Source organism: Rufibacter latericius, assembly GCF_003721515.1.
In the GTDB taxonomy this organism is placed as follows: domain Bacteria; phylum Bacteroidota; class Bacteroidia; order Cytophagales; family Hymenobacteraceae; genus Nibribacter; species Nibribacter latericius.
The window spans coordinates 245,539-269,516 of sequence record NZ_RJJD01000002.1 but is presented as its reverse complement, the minus strand read 5'-3'; the positions used below and the strand labels follow the sequence as shown (position 1 = coordinate 269,516).

The 23,978-nt window shown below is 51.3% G+C and carries 24 protein-coding genes; 3 read left to right on the top strand and 21 right to left on the bottom strand.

Translation table 11 applies throughout. The features are described from left to right. Nucleotides 1-13 precede the first annotated feature (13 nt). Complete coding sequence (gene dprA / locus EFB08_RS05075) at nt 14-1,114, top strand: DNA-processing protein DprA (protein ID WP_123125840.1); 1,101 nt, start codon at nt 14-16, stop codon at nt 1,112-1,114. A gap of 11 nt (nt 1,115-1,125) precedes the next feature. Then, on the top strand, nt 1,126-2,007 hold the full coding sequence (locus EFB08_RS05070) for an aminotransferase class IV (RefSeq protein ID WP_165864805.1): 882 nt from the start codon (nt 1,126-1,128) through the stop codon (nt 2,005-2,007). Nucleotides 2,008-2,042: 35 nt separating this feature from the next. Here EFB08_RS05070 and EFB08_RS05065 read toward each other — a convergent pair whose 3' ends face one another. The 5 genes from EFB08_RS05065 to EFB08_RS05045 form a co-directional block, all read right to left on the bottom strand. Beyond that, nucleotides 2,043-3,242, bottom strand: a complete 1,200-nt coding sequence (locus tag EFB08_RS05065) for a dipeptidase (RefSeq protein ID WP_123125838.1) — start codon at nt 3,240-3,242, stop codon at nt 2,043-2,045. A 136-nt stretch (nt 3,243-3,378) separates the two neighbouring features. Then, nucleotides 3,379-4,581 carry a threonine synthase gene (locus EFB08_RS05060; RefSeq protein WP_123125837.1) on the bottom strand — a complete coding sequence of 401 codons (1,203 nt, stop codon included), beginning with the start codon at nt 4,579-4,581 and terminating at the stop codon, nt 3,379-3,381. A gap of 67 nt (nt 4,582-4,648) precedes the next feature. After that, complete coding sequence (locus tag EFB08_RS05055) at nt 4,649-5,554, bottom strand: LysR family transcriptional regulator (protein ID WP_123125836.1); 906 nt, start codon at nt 5,552-5,554, stop codon at nt 4,649-4,651. A 33-nt stretch (nt 5,555-5,587) separates the two neighbouring features. Then, on the bottom strand, nt 5,588-5,950 hold the full coding sequence (locus EFB08_RS05050) for a cupin domain-containing protein (RefSeq protein WP_123125835.1): 363 nt from the start codon (nt 5,948-5,950) through the stop codon (nt 5,588-5,590). Nucleotides 5,951-6,133: 183 nt separating this feature from the next. Beyond that, complete coding sequence (locus tag EFB08_RS05045; RefSeq protein WP_123125834.1) at nt 6,134-6,460, bottom strand: hypothetical protein; 327 nt, start codon at nt 6,458-6,460, stop codon at nt 6,134-6,136. Nucleotides 6,461-6,803: 343 nt separating this feature from the next. On the opposite strand from EFB08_RS05045, the gene EFB08_RS05040 reads away from it, so the two are divergent. After that, on the top strand, nt 6,804-8,285 hold the full coding sequence (locus EFB08_RS05040) for a nicotinate phosphoribosyltransferase (protein ID WP_123125833.1): 1,482 nt from the start codon (nt 6,804-6,806) through the stop codon (nt 8,283-8,285). Between the two features lie 68 nt (nt 8,286-8,353). On the opposite strand, the gene pncA is transcribed toward EFB08_RS05040, so the two are convergent. From pncA to EFB08_RS04960, 16 genes are all read right to left on the bottom strand, one after another. Beyond that, nucleotides 8,354-8,965, bottom strand: coding sequence for a bifunctional nicotinamidase/pyrazinamidase (gene pncA, locus EFB08_RS05035; protein WP_123125832.1), 612 nt, complete (start codon nt 8,963-8,965; stop codon nt 8,354-8,356). A gap of 195 nt (nt 8,966-9,160) precedes the next feature. After that, nucleotides 9,161-10,408: a glutamate-5-semialdehyde dehydrogenase gene (locus EFB08_RS05030; protein WP_123125831.1), complete on the bottom strand. Its 1,248-nt coding sequence runs from the start codon at nt 10,406-10,408 to the stop codon at nt 9,161-9,163. A gap of 80 nt (nt 10,409-10,488) precedes the next feature. Then, nucleotides 10,489-11,580, bottom strand: a complete 1,092-nt coding sequence (gene proB, locus EFB08_RS05025; RefSeq protein ID WP_123125830.1) for a glutamate 5-kinase — start codon at nt 11,578-11,580, stop codon at nt 10,489-10,491. Between the two features lie 126 nt (nt 11,581-11,706). Next, entirely contained in the window at nt 11,707-12,210 is a 504-nt protein-coding gene (locus EFB08_RS05020; RefSeq protein ID WP_123125829.1) for a GNAT family N-acetyltransferase, read from the bottom strand. A 198-nt stretch (nt 12,211-12,408) separates the two neighbouring features. Next, a complete protein-coding gene (locus EFB08_RS05015) occupies nt 12,409-13,173 on the bottom strand; it encodes an enoyl-CoA hydratase/isomerase family protein (protein ID WP_227006223.1) in 765 nt (254 codons plus the stop codon). A gap of 69 nt (nt 13,174-13,242) precedes the next feature. Continuing rightward, a complete protein-coding gene (gene paaZ, locus EFB08_RS05010; RefSeq protein ID WP_123125827.1) occupies nt 13,243-15,294 on the bottom strand; it encodes a phenylacetic acid degradation bifunctional protein PaaZ in 2,052 nt (683 codons plus the stop codon). Between the two features lie 109 nt (nt 15,295-15,403). Further along, nucleotides 15,404-16,000, bottom strand: coding sequence for an acyltransferase (locus EFB08_RS05005; RefSeq protein ID WP_123125826.1), 597 nt, complete (start codon nt 15,998-16,000; stop codon nt 15,404-15,406). Beyond that, nucleotides 15,997-17,202 (bottom strand): 3-oxoadipyl-CoA thiolase, encoded by a 1,206-nt coding sequence (pcaF, locus tag EFB08_RS05000; protein ID WP_123125825.1) that lies wholly within the window; start codon nt 17,200-17,202, stop codon nt 15,997-15,999. Before pcaF ends, EFB08_RS05005 begins: the two co-directional genes overlap by 4 nt. A gap of 111 nt (nt 17,203-17,313) precedes the next feature. After that, a complete protein-coding gene (locus tag EFB08_RS04995; RefSeq protein ID WP_123125824.1) occupies nt 17,314-18,489 on the bottom strand; it encodes a 3-hydroxyacyl-CoA dehydrogenase NAD-binding domain-containing protein in 1,176 nt (391 codons plus the stop codon). Further along, nucleotides 18,486-19,271: an enoyl-CoA hydratase-related protein gene (locus EFB08_RS04990; protein WP_123125823.1), complete on the bottom strand. Its 786-nt coding sequence runs from the start codon at nt 19,269-19,271 to the stop codon at nt 18,486-18,488. Before EFB08_RS04990 ends, EFB08_RS04995 begins: the two co-directional genes overlap by 4 nt. Before the next feature lie 4 nt (nt 19,272-19,275). After that, the gene (gene paaD / locus EFB08_RS04985; protein WP_227006222.1) at nt 19,276-19,800 is read right to left on the bottom strand and encodes a 1,2-phenylacetyl-CoA epoxidase subunit PaaD; all 525 of its coding nucleotides are present in this window, start codon (nt 19,798-19,800) and stop codon (nt 19,276-19,278) included. A 72-nt stretch (nt 19,801-19,872) separates the two neighbouring features. Next, nucleotides 19,873-20,676: a 1,2-phenylacetyl-CoA epoxidase subunit PaaC gene (paaC, locus tag EFB08_RS04980; protein ID WP_123125822.1), complete on the bottom strand. Its 804-nt coding sequence runs from the start codon at nt 20,674-20,676 to the stop codon at nt 19,873-19,875. A 5-nt stretch (nt 20,677-20,681) separates the two neighbouring features. After that, nucleotides 20,682-20,972 (bottom strand): 1,2-phenylacetyl-CoA epoxidase subunit PaaB, encoded by a 291-nt coding sequence (paaB, locus tag EFB08_RS04975; RefSeq protein ID WP_123125821.1) that lies wholly within the window; start codon nt 20,970-20,972, stop codon nt 20,682-20,684. 32 nt (nt 20,973-21,004) lie between these two features. Further along, nucleotides 21,005-21,964 carry a 1,2-phenylacetyl-CoA epoxidase subunit PaaA gene (gene paaA, locus EFB08_RS04970; protein WP_123125820.1) on the bottom strand — a complete coding sequence of 320 codons (960 nt, stop codon included), beginning with the start codon at nt 21,962-21,964 and terminating at the stop codon, nt 21,005-21,007. A gap of 185 nt (nt 21,965-22,149) precedes the next feature. Beyond that, nucleotides 22,150-23,226, bottom strand: coding sequence for a 1,2-phenylacetyl-CoA epoxidase subunit PaaE (paaE, locus tag EFB08_RS04965; RefSeq protein WP_123125819.1), 1,077 nt, complete (start codon nt 23,224-23,226; stop codon nt 22,150-22,152). Beyond that, a complete protein-coding gene (locus EFB08_RS04960) occupies nt 23,223-23,813 on the bottom strand; it encodes a TetR/AcrR family transcriptional regulator (RefSeq protein ID WP_123125818.1) in 591 nt (196 codons plus the stop codon). Before EFB08_RS04960 ends, paaE begins: the two co-directional genes overlap by 4 nt. Nucleotides 23,814-23,978 lie beyond the last annotated feature (165 nt).

The window sequence follows — 23,978 nt, the reverse complement described above, 5'->3', positions numbered from 1 at the left end:
AGAACTTTCTCCTATGCTCCACGAAGTTGCTTTGCCTTTGATTCCGGGAATTGGCGGCGGAAACGCGCGGCTTCTGGTGAGTTATTGCGGATCGGCGCAGGAGGTTTTCTTGGTTTCTAAGGATAGATTGAAGAAGATCCCTGGGGTTGGGGAAATCCTGGCCAGTAGGATTGCCTCCCACCAATCGGCGGTTCTAAGACAGGCCGAGCTGATTCTGAAGCGGGCAACTCAGGAAGCCGTGAAAATTCTATTCTACACTTCTCCGGAGTTCCCCACCCGCCTCAGGAACCTGCCCGATGCCCCGCTCCTGCTGTATTACAAAGGCACCGCCGACCTGAATGCCTCCAAAATCATCAGCATCGTGGGCACGCGCAAAAGCACCGAGTACGGCCGGGTAGTGACGGAGCAACTGGTGCAAGGGTTGGTGAAGCACCAGGCCTTGGTGGTCAGCGGTCTTGCCTACGGGATTGATGTTGCCGCCCATCGGGCTGCCCTGAAGGCCGGATTACCCACAGTGGGTGTGATGGCCACTGGAATTGAATCGGTGTACCCAGCGGTACATAAAAGTATAGCCGATAAAATGCTGCACCAGGGAGGCTTGCTCACCGAGTTCCCCTATGAGACCAAACCCGATGCTCCCCGCTTCCCCGCCCGAAACCGCATCATTGCCGGTCTGGCAGACTGTACCATCGTGGTGGAATCTACCCAAAAAGGCGGCTCCCTGATCTCCGCTGACATCGCGCATGGCTATGACCGCGAAGTGATGGCTGTACCCGGGCCAATTACATCAGAAACCTCGCAGGGCTGCAACCAACTCATTAAAACCTTAAAAGCCGTTCCGTTCACCCAAATCAAAGACCTGGAGGAACTCCTGAACTGGGACAAAGCACTGGCCTCTCCGGCAGTTGATCTACAGGAAGAATTTAATTCCTTTCAATTCACCGAGGAAGAACGCCGGGTGTTGCGGGCGTTAAAAGAGGCCGGTCCCACCCACATTGACGTGCTAAGCCGACACATCCAACTTTCCATGAACCAACTCTCCACCATCCTGCTTACCCTTGAGTTTAGCGGCAAGGTTAAAAGTCTGCCAGGTAAGCAGTTCGCATTGGTGTAGTCCTTCTTTCGTTGAACAAAACCTACCTCTTTATTTTAATTCCTTCTTTCGTGTTCCTGCTTTACAACAGTCAGATTCTGCCAGAAAATGAACTTCGCCTGCCCCTTACTAACCGGGCTTTCCAGTACAACGACGGGTTCTTTGAGACCATCATCCTTGAAAACGGAACTTTGAGGTTCTGGCCTGAACACCAGGCCCGGATAAAGGAAGCCGCTTCTGTTTTGGGGCTTACTTTGCCAAAAGAGCTCCTAAACAAAGATTTTCTTTCCCTTATTAGGCAATTAGCCGAGCAGAACCAATGCGGTAACCTAGCCAGGGTAAAACTAAAGGTCTGGCGCGCGGGCGAAGGTTTATACACGCCACAAACAGATGCAGCCGATTGGCTGGTGACCGCTCACCCCATGCAGAAGGCCCCAATAGCACCCTTACAGGTGGGAATTTGCCAAACGGTACGTACCCTGCCTTCTCCTTTCTCTTCCTTTAAAGGAATTCAGTCTCCTGTGTACGTACTTGCCAGCCGCGAAAAAGCCTTACGATCCTTCGATGATTTGATTTTGCTTGATCCTTCCGGAAACCTGGCTGAACTGACTTACTCTAACCTGTTCTGGGTGAAAGGTGAAACGCTTTACACTCCGGGTTTACAGACAGGCTGCCTAAACGGGATTATGCGCCGTAAACTTCTGCAATGGGCGCTCCGAAGGAACTGGCAAGTAAACGAAGGTTTGTTCCAGCCCAATGAATTAACAGCCGCAGATGCGGTATTTTCAGGAAACGTAACAGGGCTGCGGATTATACAATCCTTGGAAGGAAAAAACCTTACGTCAAAGCCCCAACTAATCACCCAATTACAGGAAGAGGTATTCGCAGGCCAAACTACTAATGCGGGACTTTAAGCCTGATTTAGGTAAAAGAGGCTGAAAACGAACCCCTACTTCTTAGCAACCCTTGTACCCGCATTAGCTTCCCATACGCGGATAAAGTTACCGCCCAGGATCTTGGCAATGTCTTTCTTGTTGTACCCACGTTCCAGCAAGGCTTTAGTAATCAGCGGATAGGTACTCACGTCATCTAACCCGATGGGGGCCGACCCAATGCCGTCGTAATCTGAGCCAAGGCCTACGTGGTCAATTCCTGCCAACTTCACTACATGGTCAATGTGGTCTATCAAAAGGGAAATGGGCGGCTCTATGGTTTTAGACTCCTCAGGGTACTTTTGGTAGAGGGCTGTTTTCAGGGCCATTCCGTCCAATCCTTTTCCCCGAAGCTCCTTAATTTCGGCTTCATGGTTGGCCATAAAGGTTCTGATGCGTTTAGAGAAGGCGCTGTCCAGGAATTCAGAGAAGAAGTTCAGGTGAATAACGCCTCCGTTTTTCCCGATGGCCTTGATCTGATCATCTGTTAGGTTACGGGGATGCGGGCACAGCGCGGCAGCACAGCTATGGGATACCAACACCGGTTTTGAGCTGGTGGCCATGACATCCCAAAAGGTTTGCTCCCCCACATGCGAGAGATCTACCAGCATACCCAGTTCGTTCATTCGGCGGACAACCTGCTTCCCGAAGTCATTCAATCCTTTCTTCCCGTTGAACCCGGTGCCTTTTGTTTCATCAGCAGCTGAAGAGGCCCAGGAAGTGCTGTTATTCCAGGTAAGGGTGAGATAACGGGCTCCTCGGTTATAGAGGTGATTAATATTTTGCAGATTGTCTTCAATCATGTGACCGCCTTCCACCCCGGTCAGGGCGGCAATCTTACCGGCTTTTACCGCTTCCTGTATTTGCGCTGGAGAGTACACCATCTGCAACTTATCGGGGTTCCGCTTCACGATGGCTTCCAGGGTGTCTATCTGTTGGTTGGCAAAGGCATATGCTTTTCCGGGGCCGTACGTCTCATCACAGAAAACGGCAAACACCTGCACGTCTACCCCGCCTTTCTTCATGCGGGCTAAATCTGTGTGGGCTTTGCCGGTTAAATCCCGCTCCATGGATTGCCCTTCCATGACCACCTGCGACAGTACATCGTTGTGGGTATCTACCAAAATGGCTTTTTGATGTAGGGCTTGGTAGGAACTGTTGCAGGAAAAGAGAAACCCCAATGCCGAAGCGGCAAGGAAAGAAGAAGAGATTTTCATGGTTGAGGCAATACGAGTATCAAGAATGGCGATCCCAGTTTACACAATATCGCGCAAGAAGACAAGAGTGGATGTCCTGAGACCTGAGTCTTGAGTCAGGATACAGTTTATTTACCTCAGAACTCAAGACTTAGGACTAACTTAAATATCTTCCTTCTATGTTTTCCATGTACTTCTGGCCGGACCCTGTGTTGAGGATTAGAACCTGTTCCTGGGGTTGTAGCCAGCCTTGGGTGAGTAGTTTGCGGGCAGCCATCCAGACGGCCGCTCCTTCGGGGGCTATAAACAAGCCTTCTTTACGGGCCATTTCCCGCACTCCTTCCAACATTTCTTCTTCGGTGATGGAGATAGCCGTGCCACCCGACAGTTCCAGGACTTGGAGCATAAGCGGTTCGCCCAAAGGCCGTGGAACGGCAAGCCCGTTGGCGATGGTAGGAGATCCGTTGTAATTCTGGGAATTGGCGTGGATGCCCAGGTAGGTGTCTACCAAAGGACGACAGTTCTGGGCCTGAACTGCTACCATTCTGGGAAGCTTCACGTTTTTCTTCAGCCAGCCAAGGGCAATCATTTCCTGAAAAGCTTTCCATATCCCGATCAGGCCCGTTCCGCCACCAGCGGGATACAGAATCACATCAGGAAGGTGCCATTGGAGCTGTTCGGCAATCTCGTAGCCCATGGTTTTCTTGCCTTCCAGGCGATAGGGTTCCTTCAAGGTGGAGACATCCAACAGGTGCCCTTCGTGGTTCAGGTTCCTGACTTGGGCCGCACAATCATGGATGAGGCCGTCTATCAGGTGGATCTCGGCACCGTACCAGTAACACTCTTCTTTGAAAGCCTTAGGAGTATGCCTCGGCATGACCACAATGGCTGGAAGGTTGGCTTTGGCGCAATAGGCTGCCATCGCAACCCCGGCATTTCCGGCAGTAGGAATAATACAGCCTTCAGAGCCTAGCTCCAGGGCTTTGGAGATAGCCATGCTCAGGCCTCGGGCTTTAAAGGAACCTGTAGGGTTTTGGCCTTCGTCCTTTAAAATCAGGTTTTCGAATCCGTAAGCATGGGCTAAATTCTTCAACTCAAGAATAGGCGTAAACCCTTCGCCCATGGATACCTTGTACTTTTCGTCCAATACGGGAAGTACTTCATGGTACCGCCACATGGTTGCCTCCCTGTTTTGGAGGTCGTTTTTGGAAAAGGGGCTCGAAAAGTCGTACTGTGCGAGCAACGGCATGGCACAGCAAGTGGAAACCCGTTGCTGAACGTCATAGTCGTGTTCCAGGCCACACTTAGAACAGGTAAGCGTGGAAATACTGCTGAGGTTGGTTTCTACTTGCGTTGCCATAGGTATTTGTTTACCATGGCAAGTAGTACAACTGCTATGAGCAAATCAAATAGCTTTTAGGCATAGTCTATTCCGATTTGGAATACTGACGTTTCATGAATTGGATGAAGTTTTTATACGGGGCGTTGTTTTCTGTGCCTTTGCGTTGGATGAAATTAAAGGTTCTCTTCACATGCAGGTCTTTGATGGTCACTTCCACCAGTTCACCAGATGCCAGTTCTTTCACCACTGCCTGCCGGGGCAAAAACGCCAAACAGGTATCTACGCGCACAAAATTCTTCAGGGCCTCGGTCCCCCCCAATCTCACCCGAACCGGCAACTGGGAGAGTTTTATTCCTTTCTGCACCAGAGCATCCTCCAACACCGCCAGGGTTCCGGAACCAGCCTCCCGAATAGCCAGTGGAATTTGATACAGATCCTTCACTTCCAGCTCATGCTTTTTCAAAGGATTTCGGTGCGAACAAACCGCAATAACTTCATCGGTAAGAAAGGGCGTATAGGTGACATTGCTGACTTTATTGATTCCCTCGATAATGCCCAGATCAATGTCATGGTCCAGCAGGGCTTTGAGGATGTTCTCGCTGTTTCGGTTCCGGAGGCTCAACTGTACGTGTGGGTACTGGGTCAGATAAGCCGAAAGCACCGGCGGCAAGATGTACAATGAGATGGTGGTACTTGCTCCCAACACCAGCGAAATCTGCGGCTGAAACTCCTGGCTGATGAGCGGAAGTTCCTGGTGCAGGTCGTTCTGGATCTGCTGAACCGCTTCTAGTTTCTGGAATAGGAGCTGCCCGGCGGGCGTGAGGCTAATGGAGTTTCCGTGCCGCTCAAACAGACCCGTTTTGTAGTAGTCTTCCAGTGCTTTGATCTGCTTGCTTATCGCTGACTGGCTGATGTACAGAATCTGGCTGGCCTTGGTAAAACTAAGCTGCCTGGCCACCTCAAAGAAAACCACGTGTTTGTGCGAAATCACTGAAAGAAAATATTAGGTTTTAGATCGAAGGTTTTACAAATGTTCCAACTGGTGGCGAGTTTGAACACTATCGTCGCGGTTCCCGGTATTCAAAGTAGAGGCCGGTTCAAACAACAGCACGCTTACTTCTTCCTCGGCCACGGGCCTGTGCTCCACTCCTTTGGGTACAATCAGGAATTCTCCCTCGTGCAGGTCTATGGTTTTGTCTCTGAACTCCATCTTAAACTGCCCTTTCACCACCAGGAACAACTCATCTTCCTGCTCATGGTGGTGCCAGACAAACTCGCCTTTCAGTTTCGCCAGTTTTACGTATTGCCCATTCAGTTCGCCTACTATTCTTGGGTTCCAATGGTCAGTGAAAAGGGCCAGTTTCTCGGTTAGGTTTACTTTATGCATGGGTAGTTAATTGGGGTTGGAGTGAAGATAACGGATGATACCTGATTTCAGGGGTTCTTTTAGGACCGTTTTGGTTAAAATTAGCCTAAAACAAAAAAGCCTCTCATACACTGAGAGGCTTTTTTGAAGATTTTGTAGAGTTTACATCATACACCTTTTAGTTAAAATGTCTGGAAAATGCTTTTAAACAGCTTTGCCATCAAACTTCTGGCCTTTAGACAACTTACGTTGTTTTTTCAACTTATCGGCCAGTACGTAAACGTCGCCATACTCTTCAGAGAATTTCTCTGCGTCATATAATACATGGTCTATTTTGGAGTGACCTTCCTCCTGCCCGGTGGCAAGGATCTTGTCCCAGAAAATAGCTACGAGAGATAGGAAACAGCCGATAGCCAGGTAGGCTAAAACCCGCAGGGCGGCTATGTCGCTGTCATTGGAGGTAAACGCTATCACAAATGTTCCAGCGAAGAAACCAACGGCAATCAGGGTGGATAACTGGTCTTTTTTCATGATTTCCTGTTTTAAGATCCCTATTGCAAACCATTGTAAAATCGCATTATGTATAACAATGCTTGGTATTTTATACGATTGTATTTTGCCATTGTTACATTATAGTCTTACATTCTTACAATTTGATTCTCAAAATTTGAATTTAAGTTGACTTTAACTTAGTTATTATTAATTAAAGCAAGATTCAAGTTGATCTATGGTCATCGTTAATGCTGCTGCATTTTTTGATTATTCTTGGAAATCGCCCCGTATTCATTTGATTTGCTTAAATAAACTGCCCATTAAAAGCAGATTTATCTTGCCAGCTTCGTAGTGCAATACAGTACGTTTCAAATGGAAGTATATGAACCTTACCCAACGGTACCAGCTTTCTCTTGCCCTGCTCACCGATATGTACCAACTCACCATGGCCCAGGGGTACTGGAAGAAAGGAATGGCCGACCAGGAAGCGGTCTTTCACCTGTATTTTCGGAAAAACCCTTTCAAAGGAGGGTATACCATTAGCGCCGGCTTAGCCGATGCCCTTGACCTTCTGCAGAACTTCAGGTTTGCCGAGGAAGACCTTGTCTACCTGAAAAGCCTGAAAGGCAGCAAAGGCCAGCCCTTGTTCGAAGACGGGTTTCTGGATCACCTGCGCCAGCTCCAATTCAGCTGCGATGTAGACGCCATCCCCGAAGGAACGGTGGTTTTCCCCAATGAGCCGCTGCTCCGCATCAAAGGTCCCGTTCTGCAGTGCCAGCTCCTGGAAACCCCTTTGCTGACCATCCTTAACTTCCAGACCTTAATTGCGACAAAGGCCGCCCGCGTGGTAGATGCCGCTCAGGGAGACCGCGTGCTGGAGTTTGGCATGCGCCGCGCCCAAGGCCCAGACGGAGCCTTGTCAGCGGCCCGCGCGGCCTTCATTGGGGGCGTAGGGGCCACATCCAATATGCTGGCCGGACAGTTATTCAACATCCCTGTGAAAGGAACTCACGCCCATAGTTGGGTAATGTCGTTTGACGAAGAACAGGATGCCTTCTCGGCGTACGCCGATGTTTTTCCCGAAGACTCTGTGTTCCTGGTGGACACCTACAACACGTTAGAAGGGATAAAGAAAGCCATAGAGGTGGCCCAAAGAATGCGGGAGAACGGCAGCGAGCTGAAAGGAATTCGGCTTGATTCAGGCGACCTAGCCTACCTCAGCATTGAAGGCCGGAGAATGCTGGACGAAGCGGGTTTCCCTGAGATATCTATTCTGGCCAGCAATGACCTGGACGAGCACCTGATCCAAAGCCTGAAACTTCAAGGCGCCCGCATTGACACCTGGGGAATCGGCACCAAACTGGTTACGGCCTATGACCAGCCTGCTTTAGGGGGCGTGTTCAAACTTGCCGCCATCCGGGAACAAGGTGGAACCTGGGAATATAAACTTAAGCTCTCGGAGCAACTCATCAAGGTTTCAACGCCCGGCATTCTGCAGGTGCGCCGCTTCTACAAAGGGAACGTAATGGTGGGTGACATGATTTACTCAGAGCCCCTTCAGATAAACGAAGCCGCCACCATGGTGCACCCCAACGACCCTACTCAACAAAAAAGCTTCTCTAAGGAGTGCCGCCACGAAGACCTTTTGGTTCCAGTTATCCGGGGAGGCCGGACCGTCTACACTTCCCCCGATTTGCCAGCCATTCAGGAGCGTACCAAACAGCAACTCTCTTCACTGCATGAAACGTACCGCCGCTTCCTTAACCCCCACATCTACAAAGTAGGCCTGGAAAGGCAACTCCACGACATGAAGATGGAACTCATCATTGAACTCAGAAAAACGGAGCAGAGCAAAGAAGCTTAATCTGTATGCCTTTCCTGTTTGATGGACCTTTTTCAGAAAACGGCTCTTAAAAAGGAAAGGCAGTTTTCTTAGGCAATAAGGGAAGAACTTTGGATGAAATGTCCTCCTTTGGAAAGAACATCGGCCTTGGCTTTCTGGAAACCCTCTGTATTAATGGCTCGGGTGGCATCTTCAATAAAAAAGGTCTCAAAACCTTCCTTTAAAGCGTCTAAGGCAGTATAGTACACACAATAATCAGCAGCAAGTCCAGCCAGGTACACCTGGGTTACTCCTTTTCCGCGCAGATACTCCGCCAAGGCGGTTGATTTCAGGTGCCCGTTGTCATAGAACCCGCTGTAGGAATCTATCTCCGGATCAGTGCCCTTCCGGAAGATAGCCTCTACCCTGTTCAGTTTCAGTACCGGTGAGAACTCAGCCCCTTGGGTGCCCTGCACGCAATGGTCGGGCCAGAGCACTTGCTCCAATCCCTGTAACTGGGTTGTTTCAAAAACCTGTTTCCCTTCATATTGCGAAGCAAAGCTTTTATGGAGAATCGGGTGCCAGTCCTGTGTAGCTATCACCAGGTCAAACTGCGGCTGCAGGGCGTTGACAATCGGGAGAATGGCATCTCCATCGGGCACTGCCAGAGCGCCACCGGGTATAAAATCATTTTGAATATCAATCAGCAGAAGCGCTTTCATAAGTGCTGGGGTTCGTACAAAAATTTTGTTTTACGTAAATCAGCCTTAAAGCGTGATGGGCTAGGCCGAAGTTTTGATGAAGGATTTGACTAAGTTGGCTGAGGGCCTGTACATCGTTTATAAACCTTGTAATTGTTACAAGGGATTTTTCATACGCCCTTGTAATCAAAGGATTTACAAAGCGTGGCGACAAGTTTACCTTCTAATCTGCCCCTCTCCTTTTACGAGCCATTTATAACTGGTGAGTTCCTCCAAACCCATGGGTCCTCGGGCATGGAGTTTTTGGGTACTTATCCCGATTTCGGCCCCTAAACCGAATTGCGCACCATCCGTGAAAGCAGTGGAAGTATTGGCGTACACGGCGGCGGCATCTACCTGGTTCAGAAATGTTTCAATGGAAATTGGATCTTCCGAGATGATGGCTTCGCTGTGTTTGGAGCTGTGTTGGGCGATGTGATCAAGGGCTGAATTCAAATCTGGAACCGTTTTCACCGCCATCCTCAAAGACAGAAACTCGGTCCCGAAGTGCTCCTGATTGGCTTTGTGCAGCAATTCTGAAGGGTACGTTTTTTCCAAAACCGCGTAAGCCGGTTCATCTGCGTAGAGCTCCACGCGGTCATTAGCTAAAGGTGCGGTTAAGGCACCTAGATCTGGCAAACGCTGCTGGTGCACCAAAAGGCAATCAAGGGCGTTGCAGACACTCACCCGTCGGGTCTTGGCGTTGTGGATGATTTGCTGGCCCTTTTCCAGATCACCGGAAAGGTCAAAGTACGTGTGCACAATGCCTGCCCCAGTTTCAATGACGGGTACTTTCGCGTTTTGCCGCACGTAATCTATCAGGCCCTGACTTCCTCGGGGAATAAGTACGTCAACAAAGCCAACGGCCTGGAGCAGGGCTTCGGTGGCTTGTCGCTCTGCGAGAAGTAAGGTGACGATGTGTGGGTTTAGCCCGTGTTTTTCCAAAACCTGCCGCAAAACAGAGACGATGGCTTGGTTAGAGAAATCAGCATCACGGCCCCCCTTCAGCAGGCAGGCGTTTCCGGTTTTCAGGCAAAGCGAGAACACATCAAAGGTGACATTGGGCCGGGCTTCGTAGATCACCCCTACCACACCCAACGGAACCCGAACTTTGGAGAGGTGCAATCCATTGGGCAATTCTTTCTGGAGCAGCAGCTCTCCCAAGGGGGAAGTAAGATGGGCAACGTTTTCCAAATCCTGGACAATGTCCTGCAACCGAGCTTCGGTTAGTTTGAGGCGGTCATATTTAGGATCTTCCGGAGACATCTTCGCCAAATCTTTCTGGTTTTCAGAGAGAATGAATGATTGCTTTTCCAGGGTTTCTGCTGCCACCTCTCTGAGAACCGTATTCACCAAAGCTTGGGAAAGCAACCCTAAGCCTCGGCTGGCCTCCTGCGTTTTCCTGAAATATTCTGAGTAGTCCATTGCCTTAAATCAAATCGATAACTTACACTAGGAAATGCTATTAGCCTTGTTTTCGTAAATACAGGCTTAAAGCTTGGGTTTTATTTTTGCTCCGGGTTAAGGAAAAGGTAATCGTAATGGACCAATGGTTTTTGCTTCTGCTGGCCCAGCCGTTCCAAGGCTTTCTCAGAGCCGTACTCCGCAATCCCGAAACCTACCTGCTGGTTGTGCTCATCTACCAGTTTCACGATGTCTCCTTTCTGGAACTCACCCTGGATGTGAACCACTCCCACAGGCAGCAAACTTTTCGCTTCGTCTGAACAGCACAGGGCAACCCTAGCTCCTTCGTTGATCCGGACCACTCCCTTGGCGAACGTTCCGGAATGGGCGATCCACTTTTTCTTGCCAGAGGCTGTTTTATCGGGGAGAAAGCGGGTGTTTTCTGCCTCACCTTTCAGGAGTTTCAGGAGCACGTTCTCAGTTTTGCCGTTGGCGATGTGCACCGTGATGCCCAACTGCGCCACTTTGCGGGCCATGTGGCATTTGGTGATCATGCCGCCCCGGCCAAATTGGGAGCGCTGGGTGGTTACGAAGGAAGAAAACCCGGTAATAGAACTGTCAATGTCTTTGATCACGGAGCTTGCCGGATTTTTAGGGTCACCGTTGTAAATGCCGTTCACATTGCTGAGAATCAAGAGAGCATCGGCGTTGAGCATGGAGGCGATCAGTCCGGCCAGTTCGTCGTTGTCGGTGAACATCAGCTCGGTGACCGAGATCACATCGTTTTCATTCACCACCGGAATCACGTTGTTCTGAAGCAGTACCTGGAAACAGTTTTTCATGTTCAGGTAATGGCCCCGATCTCTAAAATCTTCTTTGGTGACCAGCACCTGCGCGCAGACCAGTTGATGCTGGCTGAAGAGTTGGGAATACGTGTTGATGAGCTTTACCTGACCCACTGAGGCAAGCAATTGACGGGCACTCACCGCATCGGTCTTCTCAGATAACCGGATGAGGCTTCTGCCCGAGGCCACGGCCCCGGAAGAGACCAGGATGACCTCTTTTCCTTCCTTCTTCAGCGTGGAGATCTGCTCCACCAGGTGCTGCATCCGAGCTTCGTCAGGCATGCCGTTTTCCTGCGTCAGAACGTTTGAGCCAATCTTAACAATTATTCTTTTGTAGACCGAAGACATAGGTAACAAACCTTTGAGTTACCTAATTTTAAGGGTTTTTACTTAATTACCATATGTTTTTCAAGTGTTTTGCTTAAAACGATGCAAAAAAGTCAAACAAGCCAGTACTAGCCCATTGCACCAAAATCAAAGAAGCAGATCGTACCGTTGCTCGCGCAAGGGCTTCCCGAAGGCATCGGATTCTTTTTCCTCACTTAGCACAAACCCCACATTTCGGTATAGTTGAGCCGCCTGGGTTTGTTCATGGGTGGTCCAGAGATAGGTTTTCGAATACCCAACTTCTACCAGAAACTCAATTGACTGCCTCAATAGCTTCTTGCCCAGGCCTAAGCCTCTATACCCCGGTGTGATGAGGAAATAACGCAGTTGCGCCCACTCTCCACGGTCCATGGTCAGCAAGAAACCCACCATTTTCCCGTTGTGCTCCGCCACCCACACCCTATTACGAGCATCGGTGTACTGCTGGTAAAACTCATTTAGGCCCGCTGCTACATAAGATTCAAAGGCCATGGTGTAGCCATATTCCTGTTGGTACAAAATGCCGTGGAGGTACGTGAGATAGCCCAAGTCTCCTGATTTTAGAAAGGTTCTGATGGTGATGTCCTCCAGGGAAAGCTGGGAAGTAGGCATGAGAAGTAGGATGGTTTTTGTTAAAAGTACAGAAAAGCAAAGGTCACTGCCAAGAAGAGGCAGTGACCTTTGCTTGAAAAGCTTAGATTAGAATTAGGTTGTTTTTCAGAAAACAGGCCCTAAACGCATTGAATTGCCCTATACCATTTATTTCAGAAACTATTAATAAGTAACTTACCGATAGATTTTTACAAGAGGTTACTTGCTTTTAAATTCCTGAATGAAGTTGCGGGTGAAATCAGACAAAACCAAGGTACCGCTAATGCCTGCGCGCTGCTCCAACAGGGTTTCCCAATCCTGGGTACCGCTCCAGAAAACCTCCTTCAAGGCAGTCAAAGCATCGGGGCTGTAAGAGGCTAACTTCAGGGCGAAATCCTGTACCGCGGCATCCATTTCGGGGATGGTTTCATAGATCTCGGCATAAAGCCCTTTATCTTTTGCCCAAGCCGCCGACCTGAACTCTGTTGCATCCAAGGCCAGCTGCGAGAAAGCCGACAACCCAATCTTCCGTTCCACCGCCGGGCCAACCACAAAGGGTCCTATTCCTACCGCTATTTCACTCAGTTTCACGGCTGCCTGTTCCGTGGCGAAACAGTAATCGGTGGCAGCTGCTACGCCCACGCCACCGCCAATGGCTTTGCCCTGGATTCTTCCTACAATGATCGTTCCGCATGTACGGCAGGCATTGATCACCTTTGCAAAACCGGAGAAGAACTCCAGGCCCTGTTCTTTGTTCTGAATAGAGATCAGTTCGTCAAAGCTGGCCCCGGCGCAGAAAGTACGTTCTCCTTCGCTCCTGAGCACAATTACTCGTACGCTTTCCTCTTGCCCGGCTTCCAATATGGTATGGGCCAGCTTTTTTAATAAAGCGCCTGGTAAAGAATTATGGGACGGATGGAAAAAGGAAATGGTGGCAACTCCGGCTTCATCAACGGTAAAGGCAACGTTCCCGGTCTCGGTCATGGGGTTCATGTATTTGGGTGGAAATAGGTTCTGTTTATTTGCTTTTGGCCTGTTTTCTGGAAAACGGCCTTACTTCTGATCCAGCTTTTTCACCATGGTCATGATGGTGGCGATGGCCACGGTTTCGCCGGTTTCATCGGTCACATCCACGAGCCATTTCACAATGCCCTTGGCCACATCTTCCTCGCTACGTTTCTCCTGGCCTACTTTCTCCTTCACGGTGAGTTTCACCCCGATGGTCATGCCAGGGTACACCGGTTTGGTGAAGCGGCAGTTCTCTAGTCCGTAGTTCAGCAGGACCGGGCCTTTTTTAGGGTCAACGAACATCCCGGCGGCTTTGGAAAGGATGTAGTAGCCGTGGGCCACACGGCCGGTGAACAAGGTACCTTCTAAGGAGGTGGCGTCAACGTGGGCGTAGAAATGGTCACCAGAGACGTTCGCGAAGTTGGTGATATCAGCTTCGGTTACGGTGTGGCGGTGGGTTACCCAAGTCTCAGAGATCTCCAGTTCCTCAAAGTGTTTCCGGAACGGATGCACGTCTTTTTCGATCTGCTGGGCGCCTTGCTGGTAGACGCCGGTGATAGCCGTAATCATGGTGGGCGAGCCTTGGATGGCGGTGCGCTGCATGAAGTGCTTCACCCCCCGGATGCCTCCCATCTCTTCGCCGCCGCCGGCCCTGCCCGGACCACCGTGCGTGAGCATGGGCATGGGCGAACCGTGGCCAGTGCTTTCCTTTGCGCAGGCATTGTCCAGTACCAGAATGCGGCCGTGGTGCGTGGCGGCCCCAATGGCAAATTCCTGCGCAATGGTCGGGTCTGCCGTGGCAATGGAAGACACCAAGGAGCCTTTGCCCATCTTGGTTAATTCTATGGCTTCCTCCAGGTGCTTGTAGGGCATGAGCGTGGCCACCGGCCCGAAAGCTTCTACCTCGTGGGTGTGGGTAAATTTGAACGGCTCGGGGTTCAGCATCACAATGGGCGAAATGAAGGCACCTTTCTCCTGGTCGGCCCCAATCAGGTTCACTTTGTCCAGATCGCCGTAGATGATGGGCGTCTGTTTGGCCAGTTCTTTCACCTGCTCCCGAAGTTTCTTTAGTTGCTCGCGACCTACCAAAGATCCCATGCGAACCCCTTCGGCTTGCGGATTACCGATGGCCGTTTTGGACAATTCCTTGCCCAAGGCAATCTGCACATCCTCCACCAGGTTCTCGGGAACAATCGCGCGGCGGATGGCGGTACATTTCTGCCCGGCTTTGGCCGTGATCTCCTTCCTTATTTCCTTTATAAATAAATCGAACTCAGGGGTTCCGGGCACCGCATCTTGGCCCAAAACCGAACTGTTCAGTGAATCGGCTTCCATGGTAAAAGGCACCGCTTCCTGAATAAGCCGGGGATGTGCTTTGAGCAATCGCCCTGTCTGCGCCGACCCCGTAAAAGTCACCACGTCTTGATACGTCACGTGGTCCAGAATGCCTTCGCCGTTGCCGGTCACCAGTTGTAAGGCACCCTCGGGCAATAACTTAGAAGCGATGATTTCCCGAACCACAGCTTCGGTTAGAAAAGCCGTGATGGGCGCCGGTTTTACAATGGCGGGCATGCCCGCTAACAGGTTCACGGCAATTTTCTCCAGCATGCCCCACACCGGAAAGTTGTAGGCGTTGATGTGCACCGCCACCCCTTCTTTAGGAACCAGGATGTGGTGACCCATAAACGTGCCGCCCTTAGACAAACCAACCGGTTCATCCTCTACAAAATAGGGCTTATCTGGAAACTGTTTGCGCAGCGAGGCATACGCAAATAAATTCCCGATGCCGCCTTCAATGTCTACCCAGCTATCGGCGCGGGTGGCTCCGGTGCGGTAACTCAGTTTATAGAAGTCTTCCTTTTTTTCCTGCAGGTGCAGCGCCAAGGCTTTTAGCATGCGACCGCGTTCCTGGAAAGTCATTTTCCGGAGGGATCGGTTTCCTTTAGTCCGGGCGTACTCCATCATGGCGTTAAAATCAAGTCCGCCGCTGTACGCCACGCAAATCAGGTCGCCCGTGACGGCATCCACTATCTCGCTTTCTTTTCCAGAACCCGGGGTCCATTGCCCCATGGCAAAATTCTGTAATACTGCGGTCATATTTTTGGTTGTTAGTTGCTGATGGTAAATGGGTTGATCTGCAAGCTTTGAACAAAAGCTTCCGTAGGTTTTGAGGCTGTTTTCGGGAAAACAGGCCGAAATTAGACCACTATTCGCTCTTTCGCTCGTTCCAGGTTTGGTAGCTGGGTTCCTGCCTTTTTCGGTTTTCCGGAACTTCCCGCAGGGGTTCGCAAGGCTTTAAAGTGGTATGGCAATCGGCGGGAAGTTGCATGTAGATTTTAGTGCCCTCGGTTTTCCAGCTGAGCATCTCCTCGCTTACCTCTTTCACAATCTTATGCGGATTGCCTACCACTACGCTCCTGGGCGGAATTTTTTCATCGGCCCGCACAAAGCAAAGCGCCCCTACGATGCTTTCATCACCAATCTCTACGCGGTCCATCACCACAGCATTCATGCCTACCATCACGTTTCTTCCGATGGTGGCCCCATGGATGATTGCTCCGTGCCCGATGTGGGCCATTTCCTTCAGAAGCACCGTGGTACCCGGAAACATATGGAGGGTACAGTTTTCCTGCACGTTGCAATTGTCTTCAATGATGATCTCGCCCCAATCGCCCCTGATAGCGGCGCCCGGTCCCACGTACACGTTCCTCCCGATAATCACATTACCGGTAACGGTTGCCTGTGGATGCACAAAAGCACTCTCGTGGACGACCGGAACGTAACCGTTGAATTCGTAGATCATACCCGTTCAATGATAGCGGCGTATCCCTGCCCCACGCCCACGCACATGGTTATCAAGGCATAGCGCTTGTTTTGTCTGTGCAGTTCAAGGGCCGCCGAGTTCAGGATTCTGGCTCCGCTCATGCCCAGAGGGTGACCCAAGGCTATAGCGCCACCATTTGGGTTGATTCTAGGGTCATGGTCATCCAAACCTAATGCCCGGGTACAGGTCAGCACCTGCGAGGCAAAGGCTTCGTTGATCTCAATCAGGTCTATGTCGTTCAGGGTGAGTCCGGCATTCTGAAGTGCCATCTGGGTGGCAGGCACCGGACCCATGCCCATGTATTTCGGTTCAACTCCAGCCGCACCCATGGAAACGTAGCGGGCTTTGGGTGTAAGATTATATTTTTTAAGTCCTTCTTCCGAGGCGAATAAAAGCGCGGCCGCTCCGTCGTTCAGCCCTGAGGCATTGCCGGCGGTCACGGTCCCTTCTTTGTGGAAGGCGGGTTTCAGTTTGGCCAATACCTCCAGGCTGGTGGTAGGTTTGATGAATTCATCCAGGGCAAAAACCTTAAAGGCTCCTTTTTTCTGAGGAACCTTGACCGGCACAATCTCTTCAATAAACCTTCCGGCTTCTTGCGCTTTCGCGGCTTTTTGCTGAGACCACATAGCAAACGCATCCTGGTCTTCGCGGCTGATGCCTTCCCGGCGGGCCAGGTTCTCGGCGGTTTCGCCCATTCCATCGGTGCCGAATACCTCATGAATTTTGGGGTTTACGAACCGCCAGCCGAAGCTGGAGTCATACATCTGAGCATCGCGACCGAAAGGCGTGCTGGTTTTGGAGATCACCCAAGGTCCGCGGGTCATGTTTTCAAGCCCTCCGGCGATGAACAGGTCTCCGTCTCCGCACTGAATACCACGGGCCGCTGCCACTGCGGCTGACAACCCCGAGGCACACAGCCGGTTCACAGTTTCGCCGGGTACGGAGAAGGGCAAACCCGCTAGGAGCAGCGACATGCGGGCCACGTTTCGGTTATCTTCCCCGGCTTGGTTCGCGCAGCCCATAATAACATCGGCAATAGCGGCCGGATCAACGGATGGGTTTCGCTTCATCAGTTCCTGAATCACGAGGGCTCCTAAATCATCAGGACGCACCATGGCCAGAGTTCCTCCAAAATTCCCGATGGGCGTGCGGATGCCGTCTACTAGGTATGCTTGCTTCATGTTTGTTTATTCCGTGGCTTTAAGCCACCTTTTGTGTGCCGGTTTATGCTTGAATCTTGTAATGGCTCAAATTATAATTGAGCTTAGAGCCTGTTTTCCGCAAAGTAGGTCCTAAACCCCTTGCTGAGTATCTGGAAAGAAGCTAGTATTCTCACGGACCATTTTCCTCAGGAGCGGACTTGCCCGGTAGCGGTCCTCGTGGTATTCTTTATAGAGGCCGTCCAGGTTGGCTAATACATGCTCCAGGCCAAGTTCATCGGCCCAGGCCAGTAAACCTTTGGGGTAATTCACGCCTTTGGTCATGGCAAGTTCCAGGTCTTCTTTGGAGGCCACGTTCAGGGCCAAGGCATCAATGGCTTCGTTGATTAACATGGCCAGGATGCGGTTCAGGATGTACCGGCCCAGTTCTTCGTCTTTAATTGGTTCAGGACGGGCAACGCCTTCGCGGTAATCGTAAAAACCTCGGCCCGTTTTCTGACCAAAAAAGCCTGCCTCAAACAACCGCTTCTGGGTAAAAGAGGGTTTATAGCGGGGATCAAAGAAAAAGGACGTGAAAACCGATTCAGTGACGCGGTAGTTCACGTCGTGCCCGATGAAGTCCATCAAGGTGAAAGGCCCCATTTTGAATCCGCCTAACTCCGTCATGGCCCAATCTATGGTAGCAATGTCGGCGATGCCTTCTTCGTACAGCCTTATGGCCTCACCGTAAAACGGACGGGCTACTCGGTTCACGATGAAGCCAGGAGTATCTTTGGTGATGACCGGCAGCTTGCCCCAGGACTGCACCATGTTCTTGATTTCCTGAGCCAAACCTTCACGGGTTTGCACAGCCGGAATGATCTCCACCAACGGCATCAATGGTGCCGGGTTAAAAAAATGAATCCCGACCACGCGCTCGGGTTTCTCACAGGCCGCGGCAATGGAAGCGATGGACAAAGAAGAAGTGTTGGTAGCTAGGATACAGGTCTCTGGTACAATCATTTCCACTTCCCTGAACAGGTTCTGCTTTACCTCCAGGTCCTCCACCACGGCTTCCAGTACCAGGTCACAATCCCCGAAATCCTGATGGTTCTCAGTAAAGTTTAGCCGATCCTGGATTTCTGCCGCTTGGTTCTCCGAGAGTTTCCCTTTAAAGGATAGTTTCCGGAGGGAGTCTTTGATGCTTTTGGCGGCCCGTTCCAACGCCTGGCCGTTTTTGTCTAACAGATACACTTTATTACCCGCCGAGGCGATGACTTGCGCAATGCCGGCGCCCATGGCTCCGCTTCCTATAATCCCGATGATCATTGGCCTGTGAAGTTTGGTTTACGTTTCTGAATGAAGGCCTCTACTCCTTCCTTAAAGTCCTGGGTTTGCCCGGCTTTCTGCTGAAAAACGGCTTCCTGTTCCAGTTGCTCGGCTAAGGTATTTTCAAAAGTGACGTTCAGCAACTGCTTGGTGTACGCCAGGCCTTTGGTAGGCATTTGGGCCATTTTCAGGGCCAAAGCAGTTACCTCGCTGTCAAAAGAATCGTCAGGGAAAACCTTGTAAATCATGCCCATTTGCATAGCCTCAGGGGCGCTTACCTTGTCACCGGTCATCATCAGGGCCGAAGCCCGTTGTTGCCCAATTAAACGGGGCAGGAAAAAGGTGCCGGCGCTGTCAGGAATCAAGCCTATTTTGCTGAAAGCCTGGATAAACGAGGATGATTCTTTGGCCACTACCAGGTCACAGGCTAACGCCAGATTTGCCCCGGCTCCGGCGGCAACGCCATTCACCGCAGCGATCACGGGTTTGTTTAATTGGCGCAGCAGCAAAATGATGGGGTTGTAGTGCTGTACCACAATCTGGGAAATCTCCAGACTCTCAGGTCCGGTGGCTTCGGCGAGATCCTGACCGGCACAGAAAGCCTTTCCTTCTCCGGTAAGTACCACCGCTCGTACGGCCTCGTCTAGGGCGATTTCCTGCAAACGGGCCTGCAAGGCCAAGGCCATCTCGCGGTTGAAACTGTTGAAGACGTTGGGCCGGTTTAAGGTGAGCCTTGCCACGCCGTTCTCCAAAGAGTAGATAATAAAATTGCTTTGGGTCATAGTTTTATTTGAGGCACTTGAAATAGTCAAAGGGTTCCAGGCAGGCGTTGCACTGGTAATGCGCCTTACAGGAAGTAGAACCGAACTGGCTTACTAATTTAGTGTTTTCTGATTGACAAACCGGACACCGCACTACTGTATCTCTCCCGAAAAGCGCATGAATGTCTCCATCGGGCTCAACCGGCGGAGCAATGCCGTATTCCTCCAACTTCCGCCGACCATCCTCCGAAAGCCAATCAGTGGTCCAGGCAGGGCTGAGTTGTAGGTTCACCACCACGTCTTTGAACCCCTCGGCCAATAGCTTCAGCCGAATATCCGCGGCGATGGTGTTCATGGCCGGGCAACCTGAGTAAGTGGGCGTGATGGTCACCTGCACTTTTCCGTCTTCCTGCACCTGTACCTTCTTGAGAACGCCCAAATCCAGGATGCTCAGCACGGGAATCTCCGGGTCAGAGACATCTTCCAGCAGTTTCCAGATGTGGGTTTCGGTGGTCACTTCTTTAAAGGCTATTTGCAGGTGTTCAGGCACAAGGCCATTGGTTTGTTTAAGTAAGCATTCGCTGCTTTGAGGCAATCTTCTGGAAAACAGGTCAGAATCACCTTACCATTCCAGGCCTGGGTAGGCACGCTGCAGGTATTGCAGTTCCGTAAGCAGGTAGCCTAAGTGTTCGGTGTGCCGACCGGTTTTCCCGCCTTTCTGCATGAACACGTTCTGGGGCACTTCAAGGGTTGCCTCAGCAAATACTTTTCCCACGTGGGCTTCCCATTGGGGTTGCAACGTGCGGTAATCCGGAATGAGGCCGGCTTGCGAAAGTTGTTCTTCGGTGTGAGTCATGGAAAAGAGCTCCCCCGAATACATCCAGAGATTTTCCAGGGACTTCTGAATCCGGCGTTTGCTTTCCTCGGTGCCATCGCCCAAGCGGATGATCCATTCTGAGCTCCATTTGATGTGGTAGCTGGCTTCTTTGAACGATTTCGCCGCGATGCCTGCCAATCCGGAATCTGGACTGTTTTGCAGGTCTTTTAGCAAAAAGAAGTGAAAACCGTCAAAGATAAACTGACGCATTACCGTATCTCCAAAATCACCGTTAGGCTGTTCCACCAGCAAGGGATTCTTGTACTCCACGGCTTCCCGGAGATAGGCCAAGTCATCTTCGGTACGGCCCTGGCTCTCCAGCTCGGCGGCGTATTGGTACAGGCTGCGGGTCTCTCCTATCAGATCAAGGGCGATGTTGGCCATGGCAAGATCCTGCTCCAATATAGGGCCGTGACCACACCACTCAGACAAACGATGGCCTAAGATTAAGCTAGTATCTGCGAGTTGCAGAGTGTAGTCCAGTAACTGCGCCCGAAGCTCGGGGGAATAGTTCTGCAGGTGAACCGTGGGGGTGTGCTGTAAATCCATGGGGCTTACATATTTTTGATTTCGGCGGGCACCTCGTAGAACGTGGGGTGACGGTACACTTTGTCGTTGGCGGGATCAAAGAAAGCGGCGGCTTCGTCTGGGTTTGAGGCGTGCACGTGCTTTGACTCCACCACCCAGATGCTCACCCCTTCCATGCGGCGAGTGTACACATCGCGGGCGTTCTGTATAGCCATCTCGGCATCTGCGGCATGCAAACTGCCTACGTGTTTATGGTCAAGGCCCTGTCTGCTTCTGATGAAGACTTCCCACAGGGGCCATTCTTTCTGCTGACTCATTGTTTGTATTGTTGATGGAGTGAAGGAAAAGGTTAAGCTACATTCTTTGCTGCTTCGCGCTGGACACGTTTCTGGGCATGTGCCAAGGCAGCTTCGCGCACCCAGGCCCCTTCTTCGTGGGCTTTCACGCGGGTATTGATGCGGTCTTTGTTGCAGGGACCGTTTCCTTTCACCACGTTCCAGAACTCTTCCCAGTCCACGTCCCCGAAGTCATAGCCGTTTTTAGCTTCGTTCCATTTCAGGTCTTTGTCTGGCACGGTGAGGCCCAGGAATTCGGCCTGCGGTACCATCATGTCCACGAACCGCTGTCGCAGCTCATCGTTGGTAAACCGCTTGATTTTCCAACGCATGGATTGCTCAGTGTTCGGCGATTCAGAATCTTTAGGACCGAACATCATGAGCGTGGGCCACCACCAACGGTTGAAGGCTTCCTGCGCCATTTTCTTCTGAGCCGGAGCGCCGTTGCACAAGGTCATCATGATCTCGAAGCCCTGGCGTTGGTGGAAGCTTTCTTCTTTGCATACCCGCACCATGGCCCGGGCATACGGTCCGTACGAAGTCCGGATCAAAGGCACCTGGTTCATAATGGCCGCCCCATCTACCAACCAGCCAATCGCCCCGATATCAGCCCAGGACAAAGTGGGGTAGTTGAAGATGCTGGAGTACTTGGCTTTGCCCGAGTGAAGGTCAGCGATCATCTGGTCACGGGAAGTGCCCAGCGTCTCGGCGGCGCTGTAGAGGTACAATCCATGGCCGGCCTCGTCCTGCACTTTGGAGAGCAGAATGGCTTTTCGCTTGAGCGATGGGGCGCGGGTGATCCAGTTGCCCTCGGGCAGCATGCCTACAATTTCGGAGTGGGCGTGCTGCGAAATCTGGCGCACCAGGGTTTTGCGGTACTGTTCCGGCATCCAGTCTTTGGGCTCAATCCGGATCTCGTTCGCGATCTTCTCCTCAAACAGTTCTTCCAGTGATTTATCTATGATCGTTTCCATACCTTTCTAACACTTGTACTGATACTTACGTTTCTGATGCGCCTTGAGGCGGCTTTTTCATTTTGAGCCTGTTTTCTAGAAAACGGGCTTAGAACGGAATTCTGGTTTGTGGGGCAATCCCTGGTGGTTGCCCTTTCAGTTCCGAAGACCAATGGGCAACCACCAAGGATTGACTCTATCTGTATTTATTGATCAAAATCCACGACCACGCGTTCTGTCAAAGGCCGGGCCTGACACGTAAGAATGTAGCCAGCGGCAACTTCCTCGGGTTCCAGGGAATAGTTCACGTCCATTTCCACTTCGCCTTCCAGCACTTTGGCCCGGCAAGTACTGCAGACACCTCCTTTGCAGGAATATGGCACATCGGCTCCGGTTTCGGCGGCGGCATCCAGAATGGTGTTGCCATAGTACGACATCTCCAGATTAAGGTAATTACCGTCTAGCCGCACCTGCACCCGGCTTTTGCGGTCTTCCTCGCCCGCAGGCCTTTCTTTGCGTTCGGCGGCTTTCTGGCCTGCTTCTCCGGAGGTAAACAATTCAAAGTGGATATGGTCTTTGGCTACTCCAGCTTCTTCCAGCGCCTCTTTCGCCCCGAAAATCATTTCCTCGGGTCCGCAAAGGAAGCACTCGTCTATTTCCTCTGGTTTGATGAGCTTTTGGAGAAACAAGCCCGTTTTCTCCTTGTCAATGCGGCCGAATAGGAGGTCGGTGTCACCGTGCTCGCGGCTAAGGATGTGGTAGACACTGAGGCGTTCCAGGAACTTGTTTTTTAGGCCCTCAATCTCCTCTTTGAACATGATGGAGTTGCGGCCCCGGTTGCCGTACAGAAGCAGCACTTGGCTTTTGGGCTCTGCGCGCAACACGGTTTTGATGATGGAAAGAATGGGTGTGATGCCGCTGCCTGCCGCCACCATCAGGTAGCTTTTTTGTTTGTCAGGATGTAAAGGGGTGTAAAACTTGCCCATGGGCGGCATGACTTCCAGCTCTTCGCCGGGTTTCAGCGCCTCGTTGGCAAACGAAGAAAAGCGGCCTTCGGGTACCTTCTTGATGGCTACCTTCCACTCGTTTTCCAAGGGGCTGGAGCAGATGGAGTAAGACCTCCGGAGCTCCTCGCCGTTATGGTGCCGCCGAAACGTGAGGTACTGCCCCTGGGTATACCGGAAGGTGCCTTTCAGGTCTTCGGGCACATCCAGGGTAACGGTTACGCTGTCATGCGTTTCGCGGTGAACCTGCTTTATTTTTACTTTATGGAATCTGCTCATGCTTCTTTTTTCTCCAACCCCTTAAATAATATAGTAAGGATGGTGTTTTCCAGTTCTTCCAGGGAGATGCCGCGGTTGGGTCTCCACCAGAGTTCTACCCAACGCACCGCCGACAATAACGTGAACAACGCCACCGACCGGTTTACTTCCTGCAGCTCGCCCGCCGCAATTCCCTGTTCTATAAGAGAGGCAAACCGCTTTTCGTATTGGTTTCTCAGCTCTTTGAATTCCTCCAGCGCTCCAGAAGAAAGGTACTTCCAGTCGTTGTTCGTCACCGAAACCTCAGCTCCTTTGGTGACCATCAGGTGAATGTGCAGCCGCACCAAGGCTTTCAGCTTTTCCTTGAAGGAGGTCTGGGCTTGCTCTATCTCTGCCAACTGGGTCACGTAGGTATTGGCGATGGCAAAGCAAATGGTTTGCAGGATCTGGTCTTTGGAGCTGATGTAATGGTACATGGTGGCCGCGTCCATTCCTACCTGCTCGGCCAGGTCGCGCATGGAAGTGCCCCCGAAGCCTTTCTGCTTGAAAAGCTGCGCTGCCGCCTCCATGATGCCTTCCCGCCGGATGTCTTTCTTTTTTCTGGTCATGTTCCTAAACCAACTTACTGCCCCTCTCCTATAAGTATCCCCTTTTAAAGAGGCATTGGGTTGAACGGTAAACCGTATTGTAGAACAATTTTACAAAACCTTTGCCAATTTATCAAATGTTTGTTTGAATTTTGATTTAACCCTGTTTTCCTGAAAAGGGCACAA